We start from the raw sequence: 21,983 nt of genomic DNA on the forward strand, positions 1-21,983 counted from the left end.
GAAAAATGATTTTTCAAACAGATTCTGGAACAGAGCTGACGCGACAGATCGCATTTGACTTATAATGGAGATAAATGTGAAGAAACAAAATAAACACGTGATTGCAATTGTGCAGGATGGAAGTATCGCACAGGAACTGGAGCTTGTGCCGGGAGATATACTGCTCACTGTAAACGGTCAGCCTGTGGAAGATATATTTGACTACCGATATCTGATGAATGAAGAATTCGTTGTTCTGGAAGTGGAAAAGGCAAACGGAGAGATCTGGGAGCTGGAGGTGGAGAAGGAATATGAAGAAGACCTTGGGATTACCTTTGAGAAGGATCTGATGGATGATTATCGTTCCTGTTCCAATCACTGCATTTTCTGTTTTATTGACCAGATGCCGCCTGGAATGAGAGATACTCTTTATTTTAAAGATGATGATTCCAGATTGTCCTTCATACAGGGAAATTATGTGACCCTGACCAATATGAGTGATCATGATATAGACCGGATCATCCGGTACCATCTGGAGCCCATTAATATTTCCATCCAGACCATGAATCCGGAACTGAGATGTAAAATGCTCCATAACCGCTTCGCCGGGGATGCATTGAAGAAGCTTCAGAAACTGTATGATGCAGGAATCACTATGAATGGGCAGATTGTTTTGTGCAAAGGAGTTAATGACGGTAAGGAACTGGATGACAGTATTCGCAAGATGTCTGCCTATGCACCAGTACTTCAGAGCGTTTCAGTAGTTCCGGTTGGTCTGACTAAGTTTCGTGAGGGGCTGTATCCGATGGAACAGTTTCAGAAGGAAGATGCATTAGAAGTTCTGGATATTATTCATTCCTGGCAGAAGAAAATGATGGACCAGTATGGCATTCATTTTATCCATGCTTCAGATGAATGGTACATTCTGGCAGGGAAGGATCTGCCCCTGGAAGAGTCCTATGATGGCTATCTTCAGCTGGAAAACGGTGTGGGAATGCTTCGGCTCCTTGGCGAAGAAGTGAAAGAAGCTGTTGCAGGCAGGACAGGAGATGACCGAAGGATAAAGGCTGTCAGTGCTACAGGTGCTTTGGCGGCACCATTTATTAAGAAATATATGGAGATGATCCATGAGAAATTTCCAAATGTAGAAGTGGATGTGATCTCCATAAGAAACGAATTTTTCGGAGAAACGATTACGGTGTCTGGTTTGATCACGGGACAGGATCTGATCAGACAATTAAGCGGCAGAGACCTTGGAGAGAAGCTTTTGCTTCCCTGCAACATGCTGAAAAATGAAGAAGATGTTTTTCTGGATGATATTTCTGTGGAAGAGCTTTCCAGGAAACTGAATGTAGAAATTGTAATTGTGGATGAAGGTGGTTCAGACCTTGTGTCTGCAGTCCTTGATCCGATTGAACATAAGAAACAGAAAAGGAGACAAATGTATGAGCAAACCGGTAGTAGCAATTGTGGGCAGGCCTAATGTAGGAAAATCCACATTGTTTAATGTACTGGCAGGGGATAAGATTTCCATTGTTAAAGATACGCCAGGTGTAACCAGAGACAGAATTTATGCAGATGTATCATGGCTGGATAATGATTTTACTATTATTGACACAGGTGGTATTGAACCGGATAGCGGCGATGTGATTCTTTCTCAGATGAGGGAGCAGGCTCAGATCGCTATTGATACTGCGGATGTCATTATCTTTATTACAGATGTACATCAGGGACTTGTGGATTCTGATGCGAAAGTTGCAGATATGCTTCGCCGCAGCGGCAAACCAGTGGTACTTGCAGTGAATAAGGTGGACAGCATTCAGAAATATATGATGGATGTTTATGAATTTTATAATCTGGGAATCGGCGAGCCATTTGCCATTTCTGCAGCTAACCGTCAGGGACTTGGAGATATGCTTGATGAGGTCGTAAAACATTTCCCGGAGGATACGGGAGAGGATGAGGATTCTGATATTCCGAAGATTGCTATTGTAGGTAAACCTAATGTTGGTAAGTCCTCTCTGATCAATAAGCTGCTGGGGGAAGACCGTGTAATCGTTTCAGATATTGCTGGAACCACTCGTGATGCAGTTGATACGAAGGTTACCTGGAACGAAAAAGATTATATTTTTATCGATACAGCCGGACTCCGCCGTAAAGCAAAAGTAAAAGAAGAAATTGAGCGCTTCAGTGTGATCCGTACTGTAACAGCTGTAGAACGTGCAGATGTTGTAGTTGTAATGATCGATGCATCAGAAGGCGTTACAGAGCAGGATGCAAAAATTGCCGGAATTGCCCATGAGAAAGGCAAGGGCGTGATCATTGCAGTGAATAAATGGGATGCTATTGAGAAAAATGACAAGACCATTTACAAACATACTAACCGTATTCGGGAGGTCCTTTCCTTTATGCCTTATGCAGAAATCGTGTTTATTTCTGCCCGAACAGGACTTCGGATTTCCAGAATGTTTGAGACACTGGATGCGGTAATTGAGAATCAAACTATGCGTATCCAGACTGGTGTGCTTAATGAGATCCTTGCAGAAGCAGTTGCCATGCAGCAGCCGCCGTCTGACAGGGGCCGCCGTCTGAAAATTTTCTACATGACACAGGTTGCGGTAAAACCGCCTACATTCGTAATCTTTGTCAATGACAAAGAACTTATGCATTTTTCCTATACCAGATATCTGGAAAATAAAATCCGGGATGCCTTTGACTTTGGGGGCACACCGCTGAAACTTATTGTAAGAGAGCGCGGAGAGAAGGAATAAAGATGGAACGTATTATTTGTCTGGCTATTGGATATTTGTTTGGAATGTTTCAGACGTCATACATTATCGGAAAAATCCATCACATGGATATCCGTCAATATGGAAGCGGCAATGCAGGAACTACCAATGCCCTTCGTACTCTTGGAAAAAAAGCGGGGGCAATGACTCTTATTGGCGATATGCTTAAATGTGTGATTGCCATTCTGATCGTGGATGCAGTATTTAAGAATCGGTATCAGGAAATTCTTCCATTGCTTGGCATGTACACGGCAGCAGGCTGCGTGCTTGGACATAATTTTCCGTTTTATCTTGGATTCAGGGGCGGCAAGGGAATTGCAGCTTCTGCGGGAATGCTGCTGGCAATGGACTGGAGAGTATTTCTGATCTGCGCGGTGATCTTTATTGGGCTGGTAGCTATTACCCGCTATGTGTCATTGGGGTCAATGGCAGCATATGTAGGTGCGCTGATTTGTTTCATTGGGTTTGGCGCTGCGGGAAGTTATGGCATGGATTTCCCTCATACATTTGAGATGGATGTGATCATGGGACTTATGACAGCACTTGCAATTTACAGACACAGGGCGAATATTTACCGCCTTTTAAATGGAACTGAGAATAAGCTTGGTGCAGCGAAAACTGCAGCCAAATAAGATGAGGTGATAAAATGGCAAAAATCAGCGTAATGGGAACCGGAAGCTGGGGAACAGCACTTGCAATACTGCTTCACAACAATGGTCATCAGGTTATGTTGTGGTCTGCACATCCGGAAAAGGCAGCCAGTCTGAATCAGACCCGGGAGGATCCGAAAAAGCTTCCCGGAATTAAAATTCCGGATGGAATTGTGATAACCGGTGATGAAAAGACAGCTTTGGATTCACCAGATATAGTTGTATTTGCCTCACCATCTGCTTATATGCGTGCTATCAGCAAACGACTTTCCCCATTGATTCGACGGGGACAGATTATTGTAAATGTGGCGAAAGGTGTAGAAGAAAATACGCTTATGCCTGTGTGTGATATTATTAAAGAAGAGATTCCTCAGGCAGATGTTTGTGTGCTTTCAGGACCAAGCCATGCGGAAGAAGTAAGCCGCGGACTCCCTACTACGTGTGTAGTCAGTGCCCGCAAAAAAGAGACCGCTGAATATCTCCAGGGCCTTTTTATGAGCCCTGTTTTCCGGGTGTATACGACACCGGATATGCTGGGGGTAGAGCTTGGCGGTGCCCTTAAGAATGTAATCGCCCTGGCAGCAGGGACTGCTGATGGCTTAGGGTATGGAGATAATACAAAGGCTGCTTTGATCACAAGAGGAATAGCAGAGATGGCGCGGCTTGGTGTCAAGATGGGCGCTAAATTGGAGACTTTTGCCGGCCTTTCCGGAATTGGTGATCTGATTGTTACCTGTGCCAGTGTGCACAGCCGAAACAGACGCGCCGGCTATCTGATGGGACAGGGTTACACCATGAAGCAGGCTATGGATGAAGTGCAGATGGTTGTGGAGGGCGTTTATTCCGCAAAGGCAGCCAAAGCGCTGGCTGAGAAATATAATGTGGAAATGCCGATCATTATGGAAGTAAATAAGCTTCTGTTTGAAAACAAGCCTGCATCTGAAGCTGTGAAAGACCTGATGCAGAGAGAGAAACAGGGAGAAATTTCCTGGGAACTGTGAATGCTATATTCAGCAAATAAGCTGTTGCAAAATATAAAATACAGAAAATATAACTGAAAGAATAGAACCGCAAAAAACTGCCAGAGCAGTGAGCAAAAAAACGAAAGAGTATGCTCAATGTTCTGGCAGTTAATAATTTACAAAGAGTGAAAAGATTAAAAAATAACATCCTTCAGATCATCCGGCACATGGGATGTATGGAGATCTTCATTTAAAGTATCCATGATCGCCATATCTTCATCCTCAATGTTGAAATCAAAAATATTGGCGTTGGAAGCAATGCGGTCTGGATTGACGGATTTCGGAATTACAGAAATACCCTTTTGGATTGCCCAGCGAAGACCGACCTGAGCAGGAGTATGTGCATACTTGGTTCCGAGAACACACATTACATCATTGTCAAGGTAAGCACCTCTGGCAAGCGGTGCATAAGCCTGAACCTGAATTCCTTCCGACTGGCAATATTCAATCAGTTCTTTCGGATAGCAAAGCGGATGACATTCGATCTGGTTGACAGCAGGTACAATACCGGAAATTTTCTTAAGCTCTTCCAGATGATGAATCTGGAAATTGCTGACGCCGATGGAAAGTACACGGCCGGTTTCAAGAAGTTTGGCCATCTCCAGCCAGGTTCCGGTATAGCAGCCAGGCACCGGCCAGTGAATCAGATAAAGATCCAGATAATCCAGCTTCAACCGCTCCATGCTTCTGTAAAAAGCACCATCTACATCTCCAAGGCGCTGCGCATTGTTCCAGATCTTGCTGGTGATAAAAAGTTCTTTGCGTGGGACACCACATTTGGCAATTGCCTTGCCTACACTTTCTTCGTTTTTGTAAGCGGAAGCAGTGTCAATAAGACGGTAGCCCGCGTTCACTGCAGCTGTAATGGCTGTCTCTGCTTCGTTATCTGCTGTTTTATATACACCAAGCCCTAAAAGGGGCATTTCTCTGTCGGTATTCAGGAATACGGTTTCTCTCAAAGCTAATTCCTCCTCATTAAACAATAAATGCTGCTGCTCATGAAGTAATCAGCAACCAATAAATTTCATTCATTATAGCATATAATTACAAAACATTCACCTGTTTTTTGCTTAAATACGCATTCGTTAATCTTTAGACAAACTTTAGAAATAACTGGTAAAATTGTACAGAAATTAAAACATATATTTGTGTGGTAAAGCGTTGAAATTTGGTGAAATTTTATAATTATCTCCTTGCGTAATAATGAGAAAGGTTGTATAATAAAAGAAAAATTTGATAAATTTATGTCATAACTCTGCGATTTTTTAGGTAGAAGAAAGAAAATGTGTTATGCATGAAGGTATGAGGTATGCGGAATCTCATTATATTAAAAGGGAATAGAATATCTTTATATCCATTCTTACATGTTTTCTCACGTTGCCGGCGTGAGTTTTTTTCGTGCCTGGAAGAGAAACAATGTTATGATTTGTCTGCCGCATTCAAGGCGGAAAGGAGTAGTTACTATGCATTTGATCAAAGATGAAAACGGCAATCTGATCCAGCATGGTCATGAGCATACCCACCAGCATACCCATGCAGACGGAGTGAGCCATACACATGCGCATACCCATGACGGAACAGAAGGTCATGACCATACACATAATGAGGGACAGAACTGCAGTACAGACTGCGGCGGCTGCCAGGGAGGGGACTGCAGGAATGAGACAGTAGCTCTTCTTACCTATATGCTTCAGCACAATGAGCACCATGCAGCAGAACTTGACCAGATGGCGGATAATCTTGCCAAGATGGGAATGGATGCCGCTGCGAAGACCATTAAGGAAAGCGTATCCGATTTCCAGAAAGGCAACATGCGCCTTGGCCTTGCCCTGACTCTTGTGAAAGAGGAAATGAAATAAGGAGGCATTATTATGTGTTTAGCAACTGTATATAAAGAAAATGACGATTCTGTAATCTTCAAGAACGTCAGCCGTATTAATGTAGATGGAAACAAACTTGTTCTCCGCGATATTATGGGTGATGAAAGAGTGGTAGAGGGAACCATCCTTATGGTAGACCTTGCGAACAGTATCGTTAAAGTAAAATGTGACTGACATGGATTTTCTGATTACTGTTCAGTGGAAGTGTTTCATAAGGTGCATTTGCAAACAAAGTGTACAGTAACGTTTTCTGCTGATACAGAAGAACAAAAGCGGATTGCTTCAGTAATCCGTGATGCTTATCAGATCTTGAGGCATTATGCCTTTAGAATAAAAATTACTTAATACGTGGAGGTATGTAATTATGAAATTGTCAGAAGCAATGAGAGAAAGAATGCTTCTGTCTTTCGAGCTATTTCCGCCGAAGACAGAAAAGGGGATGGATAACCTTCCTGGGACGATCGATCATCTGATGAAATACAAACCTGCGTACATTTCCTGTACATACGGTGCAGGCGGCGGAAACGTTGGTGCTAACAGAGAAGTATGCCAGATGATCAAGAAAGCCGGAACAACACCGGTTACCCATTTCACAGTAATCAAGAACACAAAAGAGGGAATCAAAGAGCAGCTGGATCAGTACCTTGCAGAGGGTGTAGATCATATGCTTGCACTTCGTGGAGATATTCCGCTTGGTGAAACAACAACCTGCGGTGATTTCAACTACGCTACAGATCTTGTTAAATTTGTCCGTGACGAATTTGGTGACAAATTCGAAATCGCAGTTGCAGGATCTCCGGAGGGACACATTGCATGCCGCAGCCTTGATGCTGATATTGCAGTTCTGAGACAGAAACAGGACAATGGTGCCGATTATATCATGACTCAGCTTTGCTGGGATATGGAGCAGTTTAAATACTGGCTGGATTCAATCCGTGAGGCTGGTGTTACAATGCCTGTAGACGTAGGAGTTATGCCAATTCTTGACATGTCCGCTACAATTAATATGGCACTTTCCCGTAACGGTTGTGTAATGGACCGTGAGCTTTGCAGACTCATCTCCAGAAACTGGCTGTTCCCGAATCCATTTGCAGCAAAAGATGCTGATGGCAAGCCGTTTGATATGTTCTATGATGATAAGATCAAGAGATTCAAAGAAGAGGGAATCGAGTACACGATCAGACAGATCGACGAGTACCGCGCTCTCGGCGTAGATGGCATCCATCTGTATGCTTTGAATAAATGGAAAGATGTATCCGAGATCATTGACAGATCCGGACTTTGTACTTTAATCTAATCGATTTTGACTTAAATTTTTCAGGAGGCAATTGATAGTATTATGGCACATGTAATTGCTGTCGCAGGTAAAGGCGGCGTTGGTAAAACCACATTATGCGGAATGCTGATCCAGTATCTCTGCGAGAAAGGCAAAGGACCGATCCTTGCAGTAGATGCTGACGCAAACTCAAATCTGAACGAAGTTCTTGGAGTAGAAGTGGAGACTACACTTGGTGATGTAAGGGAAGAAATTGCTCGCGCAGAGCTTGCAAGCGAGAATCCGATCCCGGCGGGAATGTCCAAGGCGGATTACGCTGAAAGACGTTTTGAGGATGCTCTGGTAGAAGATGATGATTTTGATCTTCTGGTTATGGGCAGAACCCAGGGAAAAGGCTGCTACTGTTTTGTAAATGGACTTCTTCAGACCCAGCTTGCCAAATACCAGAATAATTATCCTTATATCGTAGTTGATAACGAAGCTGGTATGGAGCACATCAGCAGGGGAGTACTTCCGTCCATGCAGACAGCGATTCTGGTCAGTGACTGTTCCAGAAGAGGTGTACAGGCTGTAGGTCGTATTGCAGAGCTTATTAAAGAATGTGATATGCACCCGGATACAGTAGGCCTTATCATTAACCGTGCTCCTGGCGGAAAGCTGAATGACGGAATCAAAGAAGAGATTGAGAAGCAGGGTCTTCATCTTCTTGGCGTAGTGCCGCAGGATGAGACTGTTTACGAGTATGACTGCGAGGGTAAACCGACTGCAGGGCTTCCGGAAGATAATCCGGTAAAGATGGCTCTTCGTGAGATCGTAGATAAGCTTGTTTTATAAGGGAAGTCCCCCTTACCCCACATGTTTATGTGATAAGAGGATAGAAATGGCATTATAATTCGCAGCAGGCAAGAACGCTGCTGCGGAATTTTTGTCAGGTATTTATCCCATGGGAGGGGATGGGTTCCGGAAAACGGAATATAAATAAATTTATCAAAAGTAACACATACTTAGAGGAGGTCAATAATGAGTGAATTCAAATTAACTACAGTGGAAGAATTCGAAGCTGCCACAGCCCGTCTTCTTGAGACTGGTGCAAAGGTAGGCGCTGATTCCTGGCAGATGCGTGTTAAGAATCAGACTCCACACTGTAAATTCGGTGAGCAGGGCGTATGTTGCCGAATCTGTTCAATGGGTCCGTGCCGTATTACACCTAAGGCACCGAGAGGTATCTGCGGATGCGATGTACATGGTATCGTAGGAAGAAACTTCCTTCGTTTCACAGCAGGCGGCGCAGCTACACACTCTGATCACGGACGTGAGATCTGTATCACACTTGGACATGCAAAAGAGGGCGGCGACTATCAGGTGAAAGATCCTGAGAAGCTGATCCGTATTGCAAAAGAGTGGGGCGTTGAGACAGAGGGTAAAGACATCTATGATCTGGCTCATGAAATGTCTGATCTTGCTCAGGAAGAATACGGAAAGATCAGAGGATATTCCAGATGGCTTAAGAGAGCACCTCAGCATACACAGGATCTGTGGCATGCAGCTGGAATTGAGCCAAGAGCAATTGACCGTGAGGTTTCCTGTGCACTTCATATGACTCATATGGGTAACACAAGTAAACCGGAGGCTCTGATCCGTCAGGCGCTTCGTAACGGTCTTTCCGATGGATGGGGCGGTTCCATGTGCGGAACTGAGTTCTCTGATGTCCTTTTCGGAACTCCAAAGCCAATCGATACCGAGGCTAACCTTGGTGTTATGAATGCAGAGAATGTAAACATCGTTGTTCATGGACATGACCCGAGTCTTTCTGAGATGATCTGTGAGTATGCAGACAGCAAAGAGATGATCGACTATGCGAAATCCATGGGTGCTAAGGGAATCACTGTTTCCGGTGTATGCTGTACATCTAATGAGGTTGCAATGCGTCGCGGTATTCCGATGGCAGGTAACTTCTTACAGCAGGAGAACGTTGTACTGACAGGTGCCTGTGAGGCAATCGTAGTTGACGTTCAGTGTATTTTCCCGGCACTTGGACCTCTTTCCAAATGCTTCCATACAAAATTCATCACAACTTCTCCAATCTGCCAGATGCCAGATTCCGATTTCATTGAATTTGATGCAGGTACAGCAGGAGAGAAAGCAAAACAGATCGTAAAACTTGCATGTGAGAACTTCAAGAACAGAAAACCAGAGCTTGTACATATCCCGGATCTGAAACATAAAGCTACTGTTGGTTACTCTGTAGAAGCAATCGTTAAGACACTTGACGGCGTAACAAACTCTCAGGTAGACGAGACTGGTACCACCAAACCTCTTCTTGAGTGTATTACATCTGGTGTTATCCGTGGTGCTGTTGCTATGGTTGGATGTAACAACCCGAAGGTCAGACCTGACACAGCTCACATCGAACTTATGAAGAAACTGATCGCAAACGATATCGTGATCATCGCTTCCGGATGTTCCGCTCAGGCAGCTGCTCGTGCAGGACTTATGGACAAAGCTGCAAAAGACCTTTGCGGTGCTGGTCTGAAACGTGTTTGCGAGCTTGCAGATATCCCGCCAGTATTACATATGGGATCCTGTGTTGATATCAGCCGTATGCTGATCCTTGCTTCTGAGCTTGCCAAGGATTCCGGACTGAACATTTCCCAGCTTCCAGTAGTAGGATGTGCTCCTGAGTGGATGTCTGAGAAGGCAGTTTCCATTGGAAACTATGTAGTAGCAACTGGTCTTGATACATATCTTGGTGTAGACCCATATGTTTCCGGTTCTACAGAGGTTGCAAGCCTCCTTACAGAAGGGGTACGTGACTGGGTAGAGGCAGCATATACAGTTGAGAAAGATATTGATAAATTAGGCGATCTTATGATTGCGAGAATCGAAGAAAAACGTGACGCTCTCGGAATCTGATCGAAGGAAAGGCGCGATTAACTTATGAAAATAGCAGTAACCGGTAAAGGCGGAGTAGGAAAGACAACTTTTGCGGCAACACTTGCCAGACTATATGCAGATGAAGGGAAAAAGGTCCTTGCAGCTGATGTTGACCCGGACGCAAACCTGGGACTGGCTCTTGGATTTGATGAGGAGACTTTAGATTCCATCGTTCCCATTTCCAAGATGCGTAAGCTGGTAGAGGAGCGTACCGGAGCCAACAGCCAGAATCAGTTTTATACACTGAATCCGAAGGTAGACGACATTCCGGACACCTACGGAAAGGTTTGTAATGGTGTAAAGCTGCTTGTCCTTGGAACCGTGGAAACAGGCGGAGGCGGATGTGTCTGTCCTGAACATGTCATGTTAAAAAGAATCATCAGCAACCTTGTAGTGCACAGGGATGATGTGGTAATTATGGATATGGAAGCCGGTCTGGAGCATCTGGGCCGGGGAACCACGGAGAGCATGGACGAATTTATTGTGGTGATCGAACCAGGTGCAAGAAGTGTACAGACCTACAAAAACGTAAAACGTCTTGCAAAGGATCTTGGCATTACTCAGGTTAAGGTAGTGGCCAACAAAGTACGGAACGAAGAGGATGAAGAATTTATCCGCAACAAGATTCCGGCAGAAGATCTTCTTGGAATGATCCATTACAATGTAGAAGTTATGGACGCAGACCGCCAGGGTAAATCACCCTATGATTTCAGTGAGACAGTAACATCTGAGATCAGAAAGATTAAAGAAAAGATAGACAACGAATCAAGTCTGTAAATAATAGGAGGTACTACAGTGACTTTATTTGATAGAGTATTCAGCGGAAACGACGCTGTTTATGGATTAACAGAGGGCGCTATTGATGCAGCCATCGCACAGCATGGCGAAGACAAAGCAGTAAGCTTCCCTGATACCGCTTACAGCCTTCCTTGTTACTATTCAGTAACAGGAACCAAGGTTACAACCTTAAAAGAGTTAAAAGAGGCTCTTGGCGTTGTAAAAACTCTTATGACAAGAGAGAAAAGACTGAACGACGCATTCATGTCCGGTATTGCTACCGCACTTTGCGCAGAGTTCATCGAAGTTCTGAAATATATCGACGGAGCAACACCATATGAGGAGCCATGCTATGGCCACCTTGCAGATGCTGTGATCCGTGAGCTTGGTGTACCGCTTGTAACAGGCGATATCCCTGGTGTAGCCGTTATCCTTGGAACAGCTCCATCTGTAGAAGAGGGTGTTGCACTTGTAAAGAGCTATCAGGCACAGGGTATTCTTGTAACACTGGTTGGCGGAATCATTGACCAGGTGAAGGAAGCTGGCATGAACACTGGAGCAAACGTACGTGTTATTCCTCTTGGAAAAGACGTTACAGCAGTTATCCACGTTGTATCTGTTGCACTTCGTGCAGCTCTGATCTTCGGTAACGTAACACCTGGAGATGCAGGTACACTTATGAAATATACAATGGACCGTGTTCCGGCATTCGTTAACGCATTCGGACCTCTGGATGACGTTGTAGTTGCTTGCGGAGCTGGCGCTATCGCACTTGGCTTCCCGGTAATCACAAACGAGACAGAGAACATCTTCCGTGTACCGAAGAGCCTTATCGTTCAGGAGGACGTAAGCAAATTCAACGCTACTTCCCTTGAGGCTCGTGACATCAAGATCAAGATCACAAACATCGATATCCCGGTTGCATTCGCATCTGCATTCGAGGGCGAGATCATCCGTCGTAAAGACATGCGTGTTGAGTTCGATGGTTCCCGTGTTGACTGTGCTGAGCTTGTACATACCTGTGACGCTTCTGAGATCGAGGATCACAAGATCACAGTTGTAGGACCGGAAGTTGACGAGATGGAAGACGGAAGCAAGAACAGCATTGCATACGTTGTTAAGGTTGCCGGTAAGAACATGCAGCCTGACTTTGAGCCTGTTATCGAGCGTAAATTCCACAACTACATCAACTGTATTGAGGGTGTATATCACACCGGTCAGAGAGATATGCAGCGTATCCGTATCAGCCATGCAGCATTTGATGCAGGATTCCGTATCAAACATATCGGTGAAGTTCTTTATACTCAGGTTAAGAACGAATTTGACGCAGTTGTTGACAAGTGTGAGGTTGTGATCTACACAGATCCTGCTGAGTGTACCAGAATCCGTCATGAAGTTGCAATTCCGACATTCGAGAAACGTGATGATCGTCTTGCAAACCTCACTGACGAGTCTGTTGATGTATATTACAGCTGTATCCTCTGCCAGGCATTCTCCCCGTCTCACGTTTGTGTTGTTACACCAGAGAGACTTGGACTTTGCGGTGCCGTTTCATGGCTGGATGCAAAAGCTACCAACGAGCTTGATCCGAACGGACCTTGCCAGGTGATCACCAAAGAGCGTCCGATCAATGAAGAGCTTGGTTCTTATGAAGACGTTGATGAAGCGGTTCAGAAGTTCTCCCAGGGTGCTCTGGAGCACGTTACCCTGTACTCCATCATGCAGGATCCTATGACTTCCTGCGGATGCTTCGAGTGTATCTGCGGTATCGAGCCATTCTCCAACGGTGTAGTTATTGCTAACCGTGAGTATGCAGGTATGACACCTCTCGGAATGACCTTCTCTGAGATGGCTTCCATGACAGGTGGTGGTGTTCAGACTCCTGGATTCATGGGACATGGTAAACACTTCATCGCTTCCAAGAAATTCATGAAGGCTGAGGGCGGTATCGAGCGTATCGTATGGATGCCGAAAGAATTAAAAGAGTTCATCGCAGAGAAATTAAATGCTACTGCAAAAGAACTTTACGGAATCGATAACTTTACAGATATGATCGGTGATGAGACTGTTGCTACAGATCCTGAGACTCTGGTAGGATTCCTTACAGAGAAGGGACATCCGGCACTTGGACTTGACCCGATGATGTAATTTATCCAGCAGCTCCTGCTGCAAAATGGAGATAATTTCCCTGGAGTCTGTCTCCTTTAGACAGGCTCCGGGATTCACTATTTCCGGCAGGAATACTGATTTATAGTTTCGCTGCGGAGGGCGAACAAGCAGATCATTTTGATTGCGGAATGAAATGATCTGTATCTGATAATTTATTTAGCAGCAAACCAATGGATAGAGGCGGAGCCTTACATGGTTTGTGATAGAAGATTAACAGAAAAGGAGATGCAGAAAATTGTTAATTAACAGAATTTTCAGCGGTAATGATGCAGTATACGGTCTAACAGAAAAAGCCGTAAACGATGCTGTACAGCAGTATGGTGCAGATAAGGCAGTGGGATTTCCACACACAGCATATTGTCTTCCATGCTATTATGCAGTAACCGGTGTGAAGATCAAAACACTTGGAGAACTGCAGGCAGCCCTTGGCGTCGTAAAATCTCTTATGACAAGAGAGCATGCTCTGGATGATGCTCTTATGTCAGGTGTAGCAACAGCCCTCTGTGCGGAATTTATTGAAGCACTGAAGTATCTTGATGGGGCAGAACCCTATCAGGAGCCTTGTTATGGCCATCTTGCAGATTCCATTATCCGTGAGCTTGGTGTACCGCTTGTAACAGGAGATATCCCTGGTGTAGCCGTTATCCTTGGCAGCGCACCGACTGCACAGGAAGGTGTTGACCTGATCAAGAGCTATCAGGCACAGGGTATCCTGGTAACATTAGTTGGCGGTATCATTGACCAGGCACAGGAGCTTGGTCTTAAGATGGGCTATAATTTACGAATTGTTCCTTTGGGAAAAGACGTAACATCTGTTATCCACGTTGTATCTGTTGCACTTCGTGCAGCACTGATCTTCGGCAATGTAACACCTGGCGATGCAGCAAGCCTTCTTACATACACCAAAGACAGGGTTCCGGCATTTGTAAATGCTTTCAAACCTGTTGATGATGTAGTTCTTGCAGCCGGTGCTGGTGCGATCAAGCTTGGTTTCCCGGTAATCTCCAATGAGGATGAGAACATTGTGGAAGTACCAGGAGCCCTGATCGCGTGTCCGAACGTTGCTGACTTTAATAAGGTTTCCCTTGAAGCAAGAGGAATCAAGATCAAGATCACAAAGGTGGATATTCCGGTAGCATTTGCGTCTGCCTTTGAAGGTGAGATCATTCGTCGTAAAGATATGCGTGTGGAATTTGACGGTTCCCGTGTGGACTGCGTAGAGCTTGTGCAGACTAAGGAAATGAACGAGGTCGAGGATCACAAGATTACTGTCGTAGGTCCGGAAGTCGATAGCTTCGAACCTGGAAGCAAGCACAGCCTTGCCTACGTGGTAGAAGTAGCTGGTAAGAAGATGCAGCCGGATTTTGAACCGGTTATCGAGCGTAAATTCCACAATTATATAAACTGCATTGAAGGTGTATATCACACAGGACAGAGGGATATGTTCCGTATCCGTATCAGCAATGATGCTTTTGCAGCAGGTTTCAGAGCAAAACACTTTGGTGAAGTTCTTTACACTCAGGTAAAGAATGAGTTCGAGGCTGTTGTAGATAACTGTCAGGTAACTGTCTATACAGATCCGGATGAGTGTACCAGAATGCGTCATGAAGTAGCAATCCCTACTTTTGACAAACGTGATGCACGTCTGGAGACATTGACTGATGAATCTGTAGATGTTTATTACAGCTGTATCCTGTGTCAGGCATTTTCTCCGTCACATGTCTGCGTAGTAACACCGGAGAGACTTGGACTTTGTGGAGCCGTTTCATGGCTGGATGCAAAAGCAACCAATGAACTGGATCCAAACGGCCCATGTCAGATCATCACCAAGGAGCGCCCGATCGATGTAAATCTGGGCTCTTACGAGGATGTTGATGAAGCAGTAAAGAAATATTCCCAGGGTGCTCTGGAGCATGTTACTCTGTACTCCATCATGCAGGATCCTATGACCTCCTGCGGATGCTTCGAGTGTATTTGCGGTATTGAGCCATTTTCTAATGGTGTGGTTATCGCAAACCGTGAGTATGCAGGCATGACACCTCTTGGAATGACGTTCTCCGAGATGGCTTCCATGACCGGCGGCGGTGTTCAGACACCAGGCTTTATGGGACATGGAAAACACTTTATTTCATCCAAGAAATTCATGAAGGCAGAGGGCGGAATTGAGCGTATCGTATGGATGCCAAAGGAATTAAAAGAGACCGTGGCGGAGCGACTCAATAAGACTGCAAAAGAACTCTATGGCATTGACAACTTCACTGATATGATCGGTGATGAGACCGTTGCCACAGATCCGGAAGTTCTTGTTGCATTTTTAACAGAACATAACCATCCTGCATTGTCAATGGATCCGATGATGTAGTATAATGGTTCTGTATAATTTTTACAAATTTTTAAGGAGGCTTTAAGAAATGCCATTTAATCAGAAACCACAGAAGTTCAACGCAAAGATCAACACTGTTACGGTTGGAACTGGCGATAAAGCGGTTACTATTGGAGGAAATTCTACATTTCCTTTCTATACATTTGACGCACCAACCGAGAACAGCCCGAAAATCGGTGTAGAGATCACGGATATGGGACTTGATGACTTTGCACCTGGAATCAAAGCATATTATGAAGGATGCACCACCATGGCTGAGATCGCTCAGAAAGCAGCAGCTATGGAAGGTGGAGATTTCGTTGTACTCAACCTGGAAGGCGGAGATCCAAACGGAGTAAACAAATCTACAGAAGAACTTATTGCAATCGTAAAAGAGGTTGCAGATGCAATCGACTGTCCATTAGTAGTTGAAGGCTGCAAAAATGTGGAGAAGGATGCGGAACTTCTTCCGAAGGTTGCAGAGGCACTTCAGGGCAGAAACGTGATCGTGATGTCTGAGAAGGAAGAAAACTACAAGGCAATCGGTGCTGCAGCAGGACTTGCTTACAACCAGATCGTAGGCGCTGAGTCCGCTGATGATATCAACCTTGCAAAACAGTTGAACGTAGTAACAACACAGTTAGGTGTTGATGCGAAGAAGATCGTTATGAACGTAGGAACAGCTACCGTTGGTTATGGTTACGAGTATGTTGTTTCCACTATGGACCGTATCAAAGGTGCAGCATTATCCCAGAATGATAACATGCTGCAGATGCCTATTATTACACCAGTTTCTTCTGAGACATGGGGCGTAAAGGAATCAGTTGCAACTGAGGAAGATATGCCAGAATGGGGCTCAGAGGATGAGCGTGGTATCGACATGGAAGTTATGACAGCAGCAGCAGACCTGGCAGCAGGATCTGACGCAGTTATCTTAAGACATCCAGAGTCTGTAAAGACCATCGCTAAGATGATCAAAGCACTTGTGTAATATTTTTAGGAGGGAAAAATTGATATGGCACTGAATGGTATTCAGATTTTTAAATTAACACCAAAGAAAAACTGTAAGGAATGTGGATGCCCGACATGTATGGCTTTCTCCATGAAAGTTGCACAGGGCGCTTTAAAGATTGAGCAGTGTCCACATATGTCTGAGGAAGCATTAGCATCTCTTTCCGAGGCAACTGCTCCGCCAATGAAGACGATCAAGATTGGTACTGGCGATGAGGAGCTTACCCTTGGTGGTGAGACCGTTCTTTTCAGACATGAGAAGACCTTTGTAAACAAGACAAGATATGCAGTAGAGCTTTGCACATGCATGGATGACGCTACTGTAGATGCAAAACTGGCTGAGATCCCGAAGGTTGATTATGACCGTATCGGTGAGAGAATGTACGCAGAGATCGTTTACGTAAACTGCGATGCAGAAGCAACAGCTGACAAATATGTAGCACTTGTACAGAAAGCAGCAGCTCTTGGACGTACCCTGATCCTTGGATGTTCTGATCCGGAGATCGCAAAAGCAGCCCTTGAGGTTTGCAAAGACAGCAAGCCGGTATTAAACGGAGCAAATGCTTCTAACTATGAGGCTATGAACGCAGTTGCAACAGCAGCTGGTGTTGTTCTTGGTGTATCTGGCAAAGATCTTAACGAGTTATATGATACTACAGCAGCAATCGAGAAACTTGGAAACAAGAATCTGGTACTTGATGTAACAGGCGCTGACATCAAAGAGACCTTCGGCAATGCCGTACAGGTACGTCGTGCAGCTCTGAAGGATCAGGACAGAACATTCGGTTATCCATCCATCGTAAACCTTGCAAAGATCGCTGGTGGTGACTATCACCTTCAGGCAGGTCTGGCAGCTATGTTTACAATGAAATACGGTTCCATCGTTGTTATGGAGCGTATGACATATGCAGAGGCACTTCCGTTATATGGTCTGCGTCAGAACGTATTTACTGACCCGCAGAAGCCAATGCGTGTAGAGCCAGGTATCTACCCGATGAACGGTGGAGATGAGAATTCTCTTGTTGTTACAACTGTTGACTTCGCTCTTACATATTTCCTTGTATCTGGAGAGCTGGAGCGTTCCGGTGTTCCGCTTAATCTTGTTATCAACGATGCCGGCGGTTTATCCGTACTGACATCCTGGGCAGCAGGAAAATTCTCCGGAAACAGTATTTCTACATTCTTCAAAGAGAAAGTAGAGCCAAATGTTAAGAGCAGACGTCTGGTAATCCCAGGTAAGGTTGCAGTCCTGAAGGGTGATCTGGAAGCAAAACTTCCAGGATGGGAAATCATCGTTGGACCAAGAGAAGCTGTACAGCTTGTGAAGTTCTTAAAGGATCTTGAAGGCTGATTTAAGCCTTTAAGACCCTAAAAGGGTATGCCGCTTATGGGCGGCACCACTATAAATGTAAAGGAGAACATTTGACATGGCAAAATTTGTTACAATTGGAGAGAGACTTTCAACAACAGCACCTTCTGTAAACAAAGCATTTACAGAGAGAGATCCTGAGCCGATCTTAAAGAGAGCAAAACAGCAGCTTGATGCTGGTGCTGTTTATCTTGATGTAAACATCGGACCAGCTGAGAACGATGGAGAAGACCTGATGAAATGGGCTGTTAAGCTTCTTCAGGAGAACTTCGACAACGTTCCGCTGTCTCTGGATACATCCAACAAAAAAGCAATTGAGGCTGGTATTTCCGTATACAACCGTTCCAAAGGAAAACCAATCGTAAACTCTGCTGATGCAGCTGGAAGAATTGAGAACATCGACCTTGCAGCAGCTAACGATGCAATCGTTATCGCTCTTTGCAACGGTGAAGGTATTGCAAAAGACAACGACGAGCGTATGATGTACTGCCAGATGCTTCTTGAAAGAGGTATGGAGCATGGTATGGACGCAAGTGATCTGTGGTTTGACCCGCTGTTCCTGGTTGTTAAAGGAATGCAGGACAAACAGATGGAAGTACTTGAGGCTATTAAAATGTTCTCCGATATGGGACTGAACTCTACAGGTGGTCTGTCCAACAACAGTAACGGTATGCCGAAGAACATCCGTCCAATCATGGATTCCGCATTAGTTGCTATGGCTATGATGCAGGGCCTTACATCCGCAATTGTTAACCCTAACGACCTTCGTCTTATGGAAACAATCAAATCCTGCGATGTATTCAAGGGCAACACCCTGTATGCTGATTCCTATCTTGAACTGTAATTATTTGTAATTCGTTTCTAAATAGGGACGTAAGATACAAAAGGGGCTGGGGCTTTGGCCTCAGTCCCTTTTTCTAACGGATAAGAATAATAATGATGTCTGTTTTGGCAGATATATGACCATATGAGAAAGGTGAGTGCCGGATGTTTAAGGTTACATTTTCTTTTGAAGATGGCAGTGTGGTAGAACATTTTGCCAATGCGGGGGACAATTTACTTGAATTAGCCAGAGAGGCCAATGTGGCCATCGACGCGCCGTGCTCCGGAAATGCTTCCTGCGGAAAGTGCCGGGTACAGTTAAAAAAAGGAGAACTGGACAGCAAGAAAACCTTACATATCAGTGAGGAAGAATATCAGGAGGGATGGCGTCTTGCCTGCACCAGCAAGATCTGTGCAGATGTGACCGTACTGGTACCTGATATTGCGTCTGCTTACAAGAGCAGAATGAAGGTTGCAGATCTCAGCTCCAAAGAGGAAATTGCCATTTTCGAGAATTCCAAAAGAGACGTAGAAATGACCGGTATTGAGCTCAGAAACAGTCTGGATGTAATTGAACTTGATATGAATGAGCCAAGTCTTGATGACACCATGCCGGATAATGAGCGCCTTACAAGAGCTTTAAAGAAATACATGAATCTGAAACAGGTAAGGATCCCTTACGCTGTATTAAGAAAATTGCCGGATGTCCTCCGGGAAAATCATTTCAAAGTAAAATGTGTAGTTCGTACTGCTCCTAATGATCTTTTTGTATACGATATTTTCGGAAAAGATGAAGAAGTGGTAGTGGGCGGACTTGCAGTGGATATTGGTACCACAACTGTTTCTGCAGTCCTGATCAACATGGAGACCGGAGAGATTCTTGCCAAGGCTTCCTCTGGAAACGGACAGATCCGTTTCGGAGCAGATGTTATCAACCGTATCATCGAACAGCAGAAGCCAGGCGGTAAGAAGAAACTGCAGGATGCAGTCATTAAAGAGACAATCAATCCAATGATCGCACAGATGTGTAAAAGTGCAGGCATTCCAGCCAGCCATATTTACAGAATGTCTGTGGGAGCAAATACAACGATGAATCATCTGTTTGCCGGGATCAACGCGGATCCGGTCCGTATGGAGCCGTATATTCCAGCATTCTTCAAAACCAATTCCCTTTTTGCTTCTGATGTGGGAATTGCTATCAATAAAGATGCGCATATTATCATTGCGCCAAATATCGGAAGCTATGTAGGCGGTGATATCACTGCCGGAACTTTAGTAAGCATGATCTGGAACAGACCAGAGTTTTCTTTATTTATCGATCTTGGAACTAACGGTGAGCTGGTATTTGGCAACTCTGATTTTATGATGAGCTGTGCATGTTCCGCTGGTCCGGCTTTTGAGGGTGGTGATATCAGCTGTGGTATGCGTGCAACTGATGGAGCTATTGAAGCTTGTACCATTGATAAGGAGACTATGGAACCAACTTATAAAGTAGTTGGAGAACCGGGAACCAGGCCGGTTGGACTTTGTGGTTCCGGAATCATTGATGTGATCAGCGAGCTTTTTATGTGCGGAATCATCAACCCTAAGGGTAAATTTGTCCGTGAGGGGGAGAGAATCCGTCACGATAAATACGGAATGGGAAGCTATGTGATCGCATTTGAAAAGGATGCAGGCTCTGTGAAGGATATTGAGATCACAGAGGTTGATATTGACAACTTTATCCGTGCCAAAGGTGCTATTTTCTCAGCTATCAGAACTATGATAAATAGTCTTGATTTTGACGTGAGCATGATCGATGATGTATACGTTGCCGGTGGTATTGGAAGCGGAATCAATATGAGAAATGCTGTAAACATCGGAATGTTCCCGGATATCCCTCTGGAGAAATTCCATTATATCGGCAACTCTTCCCTGACGGGTTCCTATCTGATGCTTCTTTCTACAGAGGCCGAGAAGAAGACCTATGAGCTTGCTGCAAACATGACATATATGGAGCTTTCTACAGTGCCAACTTATATGGACGAATTTGTAGGAGCGTGCTTTATTCCTCATACAGATACGGGAATGTTCCCTGATGTAATGAATGATTTACAGAACAGGAAGTAATTAATAAAATGCCATTTACAATTGATGACTTAAATTATGATAAAGACAGCAAGGAGAGAATGCCATGGGAGCATTATCTTGAGCTGTATGCAAAAGCTGACCCGAAGGAGATCGCATCCAGACTTTCCATTCCATATGATGAAGAGGCTAAGGAATTTACTCTGACTTTCCTGGGCTCTGAATATAAGATCACATATCCGGATTTCCAGGTAAAACATGTGGCAGATGAGAAGAAATGTTATCCTCTGGAGGATATGATCTACGCAAAGATTCTTACCATTCGTTTTCTGTTAAATGGTTCCGCCTCTGTGGGGACTGGCAGGTTTAAAACTTACCGGGAAATGCCATGGGGAGAAGTGTACCTGAGACAGTTTGACGGACGTTGTATCAAAAGGCTTGCATTTACCTATGGAAACAGACTGGATGATTTCCGGCTTGTAATGGATCATATGAAATGCACTCCGGTGAAATTCGGAGATGTGGCTTATGAGCTTTCCATTTATCCGGGATATCAGATCCAGATGATCCTGTGGGAGGGGGACGATGAGTTCCCGCCGTCTTCCCAGATCCTGTTTTCCGACAATTTCCCGGTATCCTTTGCTGCGGAAGATATGGCGGTTATGGGAGATGTGATCATTGGCTCTTTGAAGGCTTTTCTGAAAGCAGCGAAAGAGCAGTAAGGTTATTGTAAAACAGATTCTGCGTGAAAGTTAACCGAGATTTAAAGTTTTCTAAATGCATGAGCTGTATATTTTTTGATTAAAGCGGACTGGAGTGCGGGTGTTTGAGCCTGCACCAGGATCCGTTTTGATAAATCCAAATTAAGCGGAGGCG

General features: G+C 44.6%; 18 protein-coding genes. 17 read left to right on the top strand and 1 reads right to left on the bottom strand.

What is annotated here, in order from left to right; translation table 11 throughout:
• Positions 1-76 precede the first annotated feature (76 nt).
• From AB5Z12_RS06005 to AB5Z12_RS06020, 4 genes are read left to right on the top strand one after another with little or no spacing between them, the layout of a single operon-like run.
• On the top strand, positions 77-1,462 hold the full coding sequence (locus AB5Z12_RS06005; RefSeq protein ID WP_330382734.1) for a DUF512 domain-containing protein: 1,386 nt from the start codon (positions 77-79) through the stop codon (positions 1,460-1,462).
• Positions 1,425-2,750 carry a ribosome biogenesis GTPase Der gene (der, locus tag AB5Z12_RS06010; protein WP_173735424.1) on the top strand — a complete coding sequence of 442 codons (1,326 nt, stop codon included), beginning with the start codon at positions 1,425-1,427 and terminating at the stop codon, positions 2,748-2,750. The genes AB5Z12_RS06005 and der overlap by 38 nt, the downstream gene beginning before the upstream one ends.
• 2 nt (positions 2,751-2,752) lie before the next feature.
• A complete protein-coding gene (gene plsY, locus AB5Z12_RS06015; protein ID WP_118578447.1) occupies positions 2,753-3,400 on the top strand; it encodes a glycerol-3-phosphate 1-O-acyltransferase PlsY in 648 nt (215 codons plus the stop codon).
• Positions 3,401-3,414: 14 nt separating this feature from the next.
• Positions 3,415-4,419, top strand: coding sequence for an NAD(P)H-dependent glycerol-3-phosphate dehydrogenase (locus AB5Z12_RS06020; RefSeq protein WP_148462604.1), 1,005 nt, complete (start codon positions 3,415-3,417; stop codon positions 4,417-4,419).
• A 155-nt stretch (positions 4,420-4,574) separates the two neighbouring features.
• Here AB5Z12_RS06020 and AB5Z12_RS06025 read toward each other — a convergent pair whose 3' ends face one another.
• The gene (locus AB5Z12_RS06025; RefSeq protein WP_118578446.1) at positions 4,575-5,399 is read right to left on the bottom strand and encodes an aldo/keto reductase; all 825 of its coding nucleotides are present in this window, start codon (positions 5,397-5,399) and stop codon (positions 4,575-4,577) included.
• A gap of 504 nt (positions 5,400-5,903) precedes the next feature.
• On the opposite strand from AB5Z12_RS06025, the gene AB5Z12_RS06030 reads away from it, so the two are divergent.
• The 13 genes from AB5Z12_RS06030 (at position 5,904) to AB5Z12_RS06090 (ending at position 21,829) form a co-directional block, all read left to right on the top strand.
• Positions 5,904-6,299 (top strand): cobalt transporter, encoded by a 396-nt coding sequence (locus tag AB5Z12_RS06030; RefSeq protein ID WP_148462603.1) that lies wholly within the window; start codon positions 5,904-5,906, stop codon positions 6,297-6,299.
• Positions 6,300-6,311: 12 nt separating this feature from the next.
• Positions 6,312-6,494 carry a CooT family nickel-binding protein gene (locus AB5Z12_RS06035; protein ID WP_118578444.1) on the top strand — a complete coding sequence of 61 codons (183 nt, stop codon included), beginning with the start codon at positions 6,312-6,314 and terminating at the stop codon, positions 6,492-6,494.
• Between the two features lie 190 nt (positions 6,495-6,684).
• Complete coding sequence (locus AB5Z12_RS06040; RefSeq protein ID WP_118578443.1) at positions 6,685-7,617, top strand: methylenetetrahydrofolate reductase; 933 nt, start codon at positions 6,685-6,687, stop codon at positions 7,615-7,617.
• A gap of 42 nt (positions 7,618-7,659) precedes the next feature.
• A complete protein-coding gene (locus tag AB5Z12_RS06045) occupies positions 7,660-8,430 on the top strand; it encodes an AAA family ATPase (protein WP_118578442.1) in 771 nt (256 codons plus the stop codon).
• Between the two features lie 186 nt (positions 8,431-8,616).
• Entirely contained in the window at positions 8,617-10,509 is a 1,893-nt protein-coding gene (gene cooS, locus AB5Z12_RS06050; RefSeq protein WP_148462601.1) for an anaerobic carbon-monoxide dehydrogenase catalytic subunit, read from the top strand.
• Between the two features lie 24 nt (positions 10,510-10,533).
• On the top strand, positions 10,534-11,307 hold the full coding sequence (locus AB5Z12_RS06055) for an AAA family ATPase (protein ID WP_118578441.1): 774 nt from the start codon (positions 10,534-10,536) through the stop codon (positions 11,305-11,307).
• Between the two features lie 18 nt (positions 11,308-11,325).
• Positions 11,326-13,455 (top strand): acetyl-CoA decarbonylase/synthase complex subunit alpha/beta, encoded by a 2,130-nt coding sequence (acsB, locus tag AB5Z12_RS06060; RefSeq protein WP_118578440.1) that lies wholly within the window; start codon positions 11,326-11,328, stop codon positions 13,453-13,455.
• Between the two features lie 256 nt (positions 13,456-13,711).
• Positions 13,712-15,838, top strand: a complete 2,127-nt coding sequence (acsB, locus tag AB5Z12_RS06065) for an acetyl-CoA decarbonylase/synthase complex subunit alpha/beta (protein ID WP_173715526.1) — start codon at positions 13,712-13,714, stop codon at positions 15,836-15,838.
• Between the two features lie 49 nt (positions 15,839-15,887).
• Positions 15,888-16,829, top strand: a complete 942-nt coding sequence (gene acsD, locus AB5Z12_RS06070; RefSeq protein WP_118578438.1) for an acetyl-CoA decarbonylase/synthase complex subunit delta — start codon at positions 15,888-15,890, stop codon at positions 16,827-16,829.
• 24 nt (positions 16,830-16,853) lie between these two features.
• Positions 16,854-18,200, top strand: coding sequence for an acetyl-CoA decarbonylase/synthase complex subunit gamma (acsC, locus tag AB5Z12_RS06075; protein ID WP_118578437.1), 1,347 nt, complete (start codon positions 16,854-16,856; stop codon positions 18,198-18,200).
• A 76-nt stretch (positions 18,201-18,276) separates the two neighbouring features.
• Entirely contained in the window at positions 18,277-19,062 is a 786-nt protein-coding gene (acsE, locus tag AB5Z12_RS06080; protein ID WP_118578436.1) for a carbon monoxide dehydrogenase/acetyl-CoA synthase methytransferase subunit, read from the top strand.
• A 143-nt stretch (positions 19,063-19,205) separates the two neighbouring features.
• A complete protein-coding gene (acsV, locus tag AB5Z12_RS06085; protein ID WP_173715527.1) occupies positions 19,206-21,149 on the top strand; it encodes a corrinoid activation/regeneration protein AcsV in 1,944 nt (647 codons plus the stop codon).
• Positions 21,150-21,157: 8 nt separating this feature from the next.
• Entirely contained in the window at positions 21,158-21,829 is a 672-nt protein-coding gene (locus AB5Z12_RS06090) for a DUF3786 domain-containing protein (RefSeq protein WP_118578435.1), read from the top strand.
• The last annotated feature ends 154 nt before the right edge of the window (positions 21,830-21,983 follow it).

Source organism: Ruminococcus sp. RTP21358st1_G6_RTP21358_211008 (genome assembly GCF_040908885.1).
GTDB lineage: Bacteria > Bacillota > Clostridia > Lachnospirales > Lachnospiraceae > Blautia_A > Blautia_A faecis.

Bases quoted from the DNA above. Each gene is read 5' to 3' on its own strand.
- acsV (WP_173715527.1), top strand. From the start codon at position 19,206: ATGTTTAAGGTTACATTTTCTTTTGAAGATGGCAGTGTGGTAGAACAT.
- der (WP_173735424.1), top strand. From the start codon at position 1,425: ATGAGCAAACCGGTAGTAGCAATTGTGGGCAGGCCTAATGTAGGAAAA.
- cooS (WP_148462601.1), top strand. From the start codon at position 8,617: ATGAGTGAATTCAAATTAACTACAGTGGAAGAATTCGAAGCTGCCACA.
- AB5Z12_RS06090 (WP_118578435.1), top strand. From the start codon at position 21,158: ATGCCATTTACAATTGATGACTTAAATTATGATAAAGACAGCAAGGAG.
- AB5Z12_RS06030 (WP_148462603.1), top strand. From the start codon at position 5,904: ATGCATTTGATCAAAGATGAAAACGGCAATCTGATCCAGCATGGTCAT.
- AB5Z12_RS06020 (WP_148462604.1), top strand. From the start codon at position 3,415: ATGGCAAAAATCAGCGTAATGGGAACCGGAAGCTGGGGAACAGCACTT.
- acsC (WP_118578437.1), top strand. From the start codon at position 16,854: ATGGCACTGAATGGTATTCAGATTTTTAAATTAACACCAAAGAAAAAC.
- acsD (WP_118578438.1), top strand. From the start codon at position 15,888: ATGCCATTTAATCAGAAACCACAGAAGTTCAACGCAAAGATCAACACT.
- plsY (WP_118578447.1), top strand. From the start codon at position 2,753: ATGGAACGTATTATTTGTCTGGCTATTGGATATTTGTTTGGAATGTTT.
- AB5Z12_RS06040 (WP_118578443.1), top strand. From the start codon at position 6,685: ATGAAATTGTCAGAAGCAATGAGAGAAAGAATGCTTCTGTCTTTCGAG.
- acsE (WP_118578436.1), top strand. From the start codon at position 18,277: ATGGCAAAATTTGTTACAATTGGAGAGAGACTTTCAACAACAGCACCT.
- AB5Z12_RS06045 (WP_118578442.1), top strand. From the start codon at position 7,660: ATGGCACATGTAATTGCTGTCGCAGGTAAAGGCGGCGTTGGTAAAACC.
- AB5Z12_RS06055 (WP_118578441.1), top strand. From the start codon at position 10,534: ATGAAAATAGCAGTAACCGGTAAAGGCGGAGTAGGAAAGACAACTTTT.
- AB5Z12_RS06035 (WP_118578444.1), top strand. From the start codon at position 6,312: ATGTGTTTAGCAACTGTATATAAAGAAAATGACGATTCTGTAATCTTC.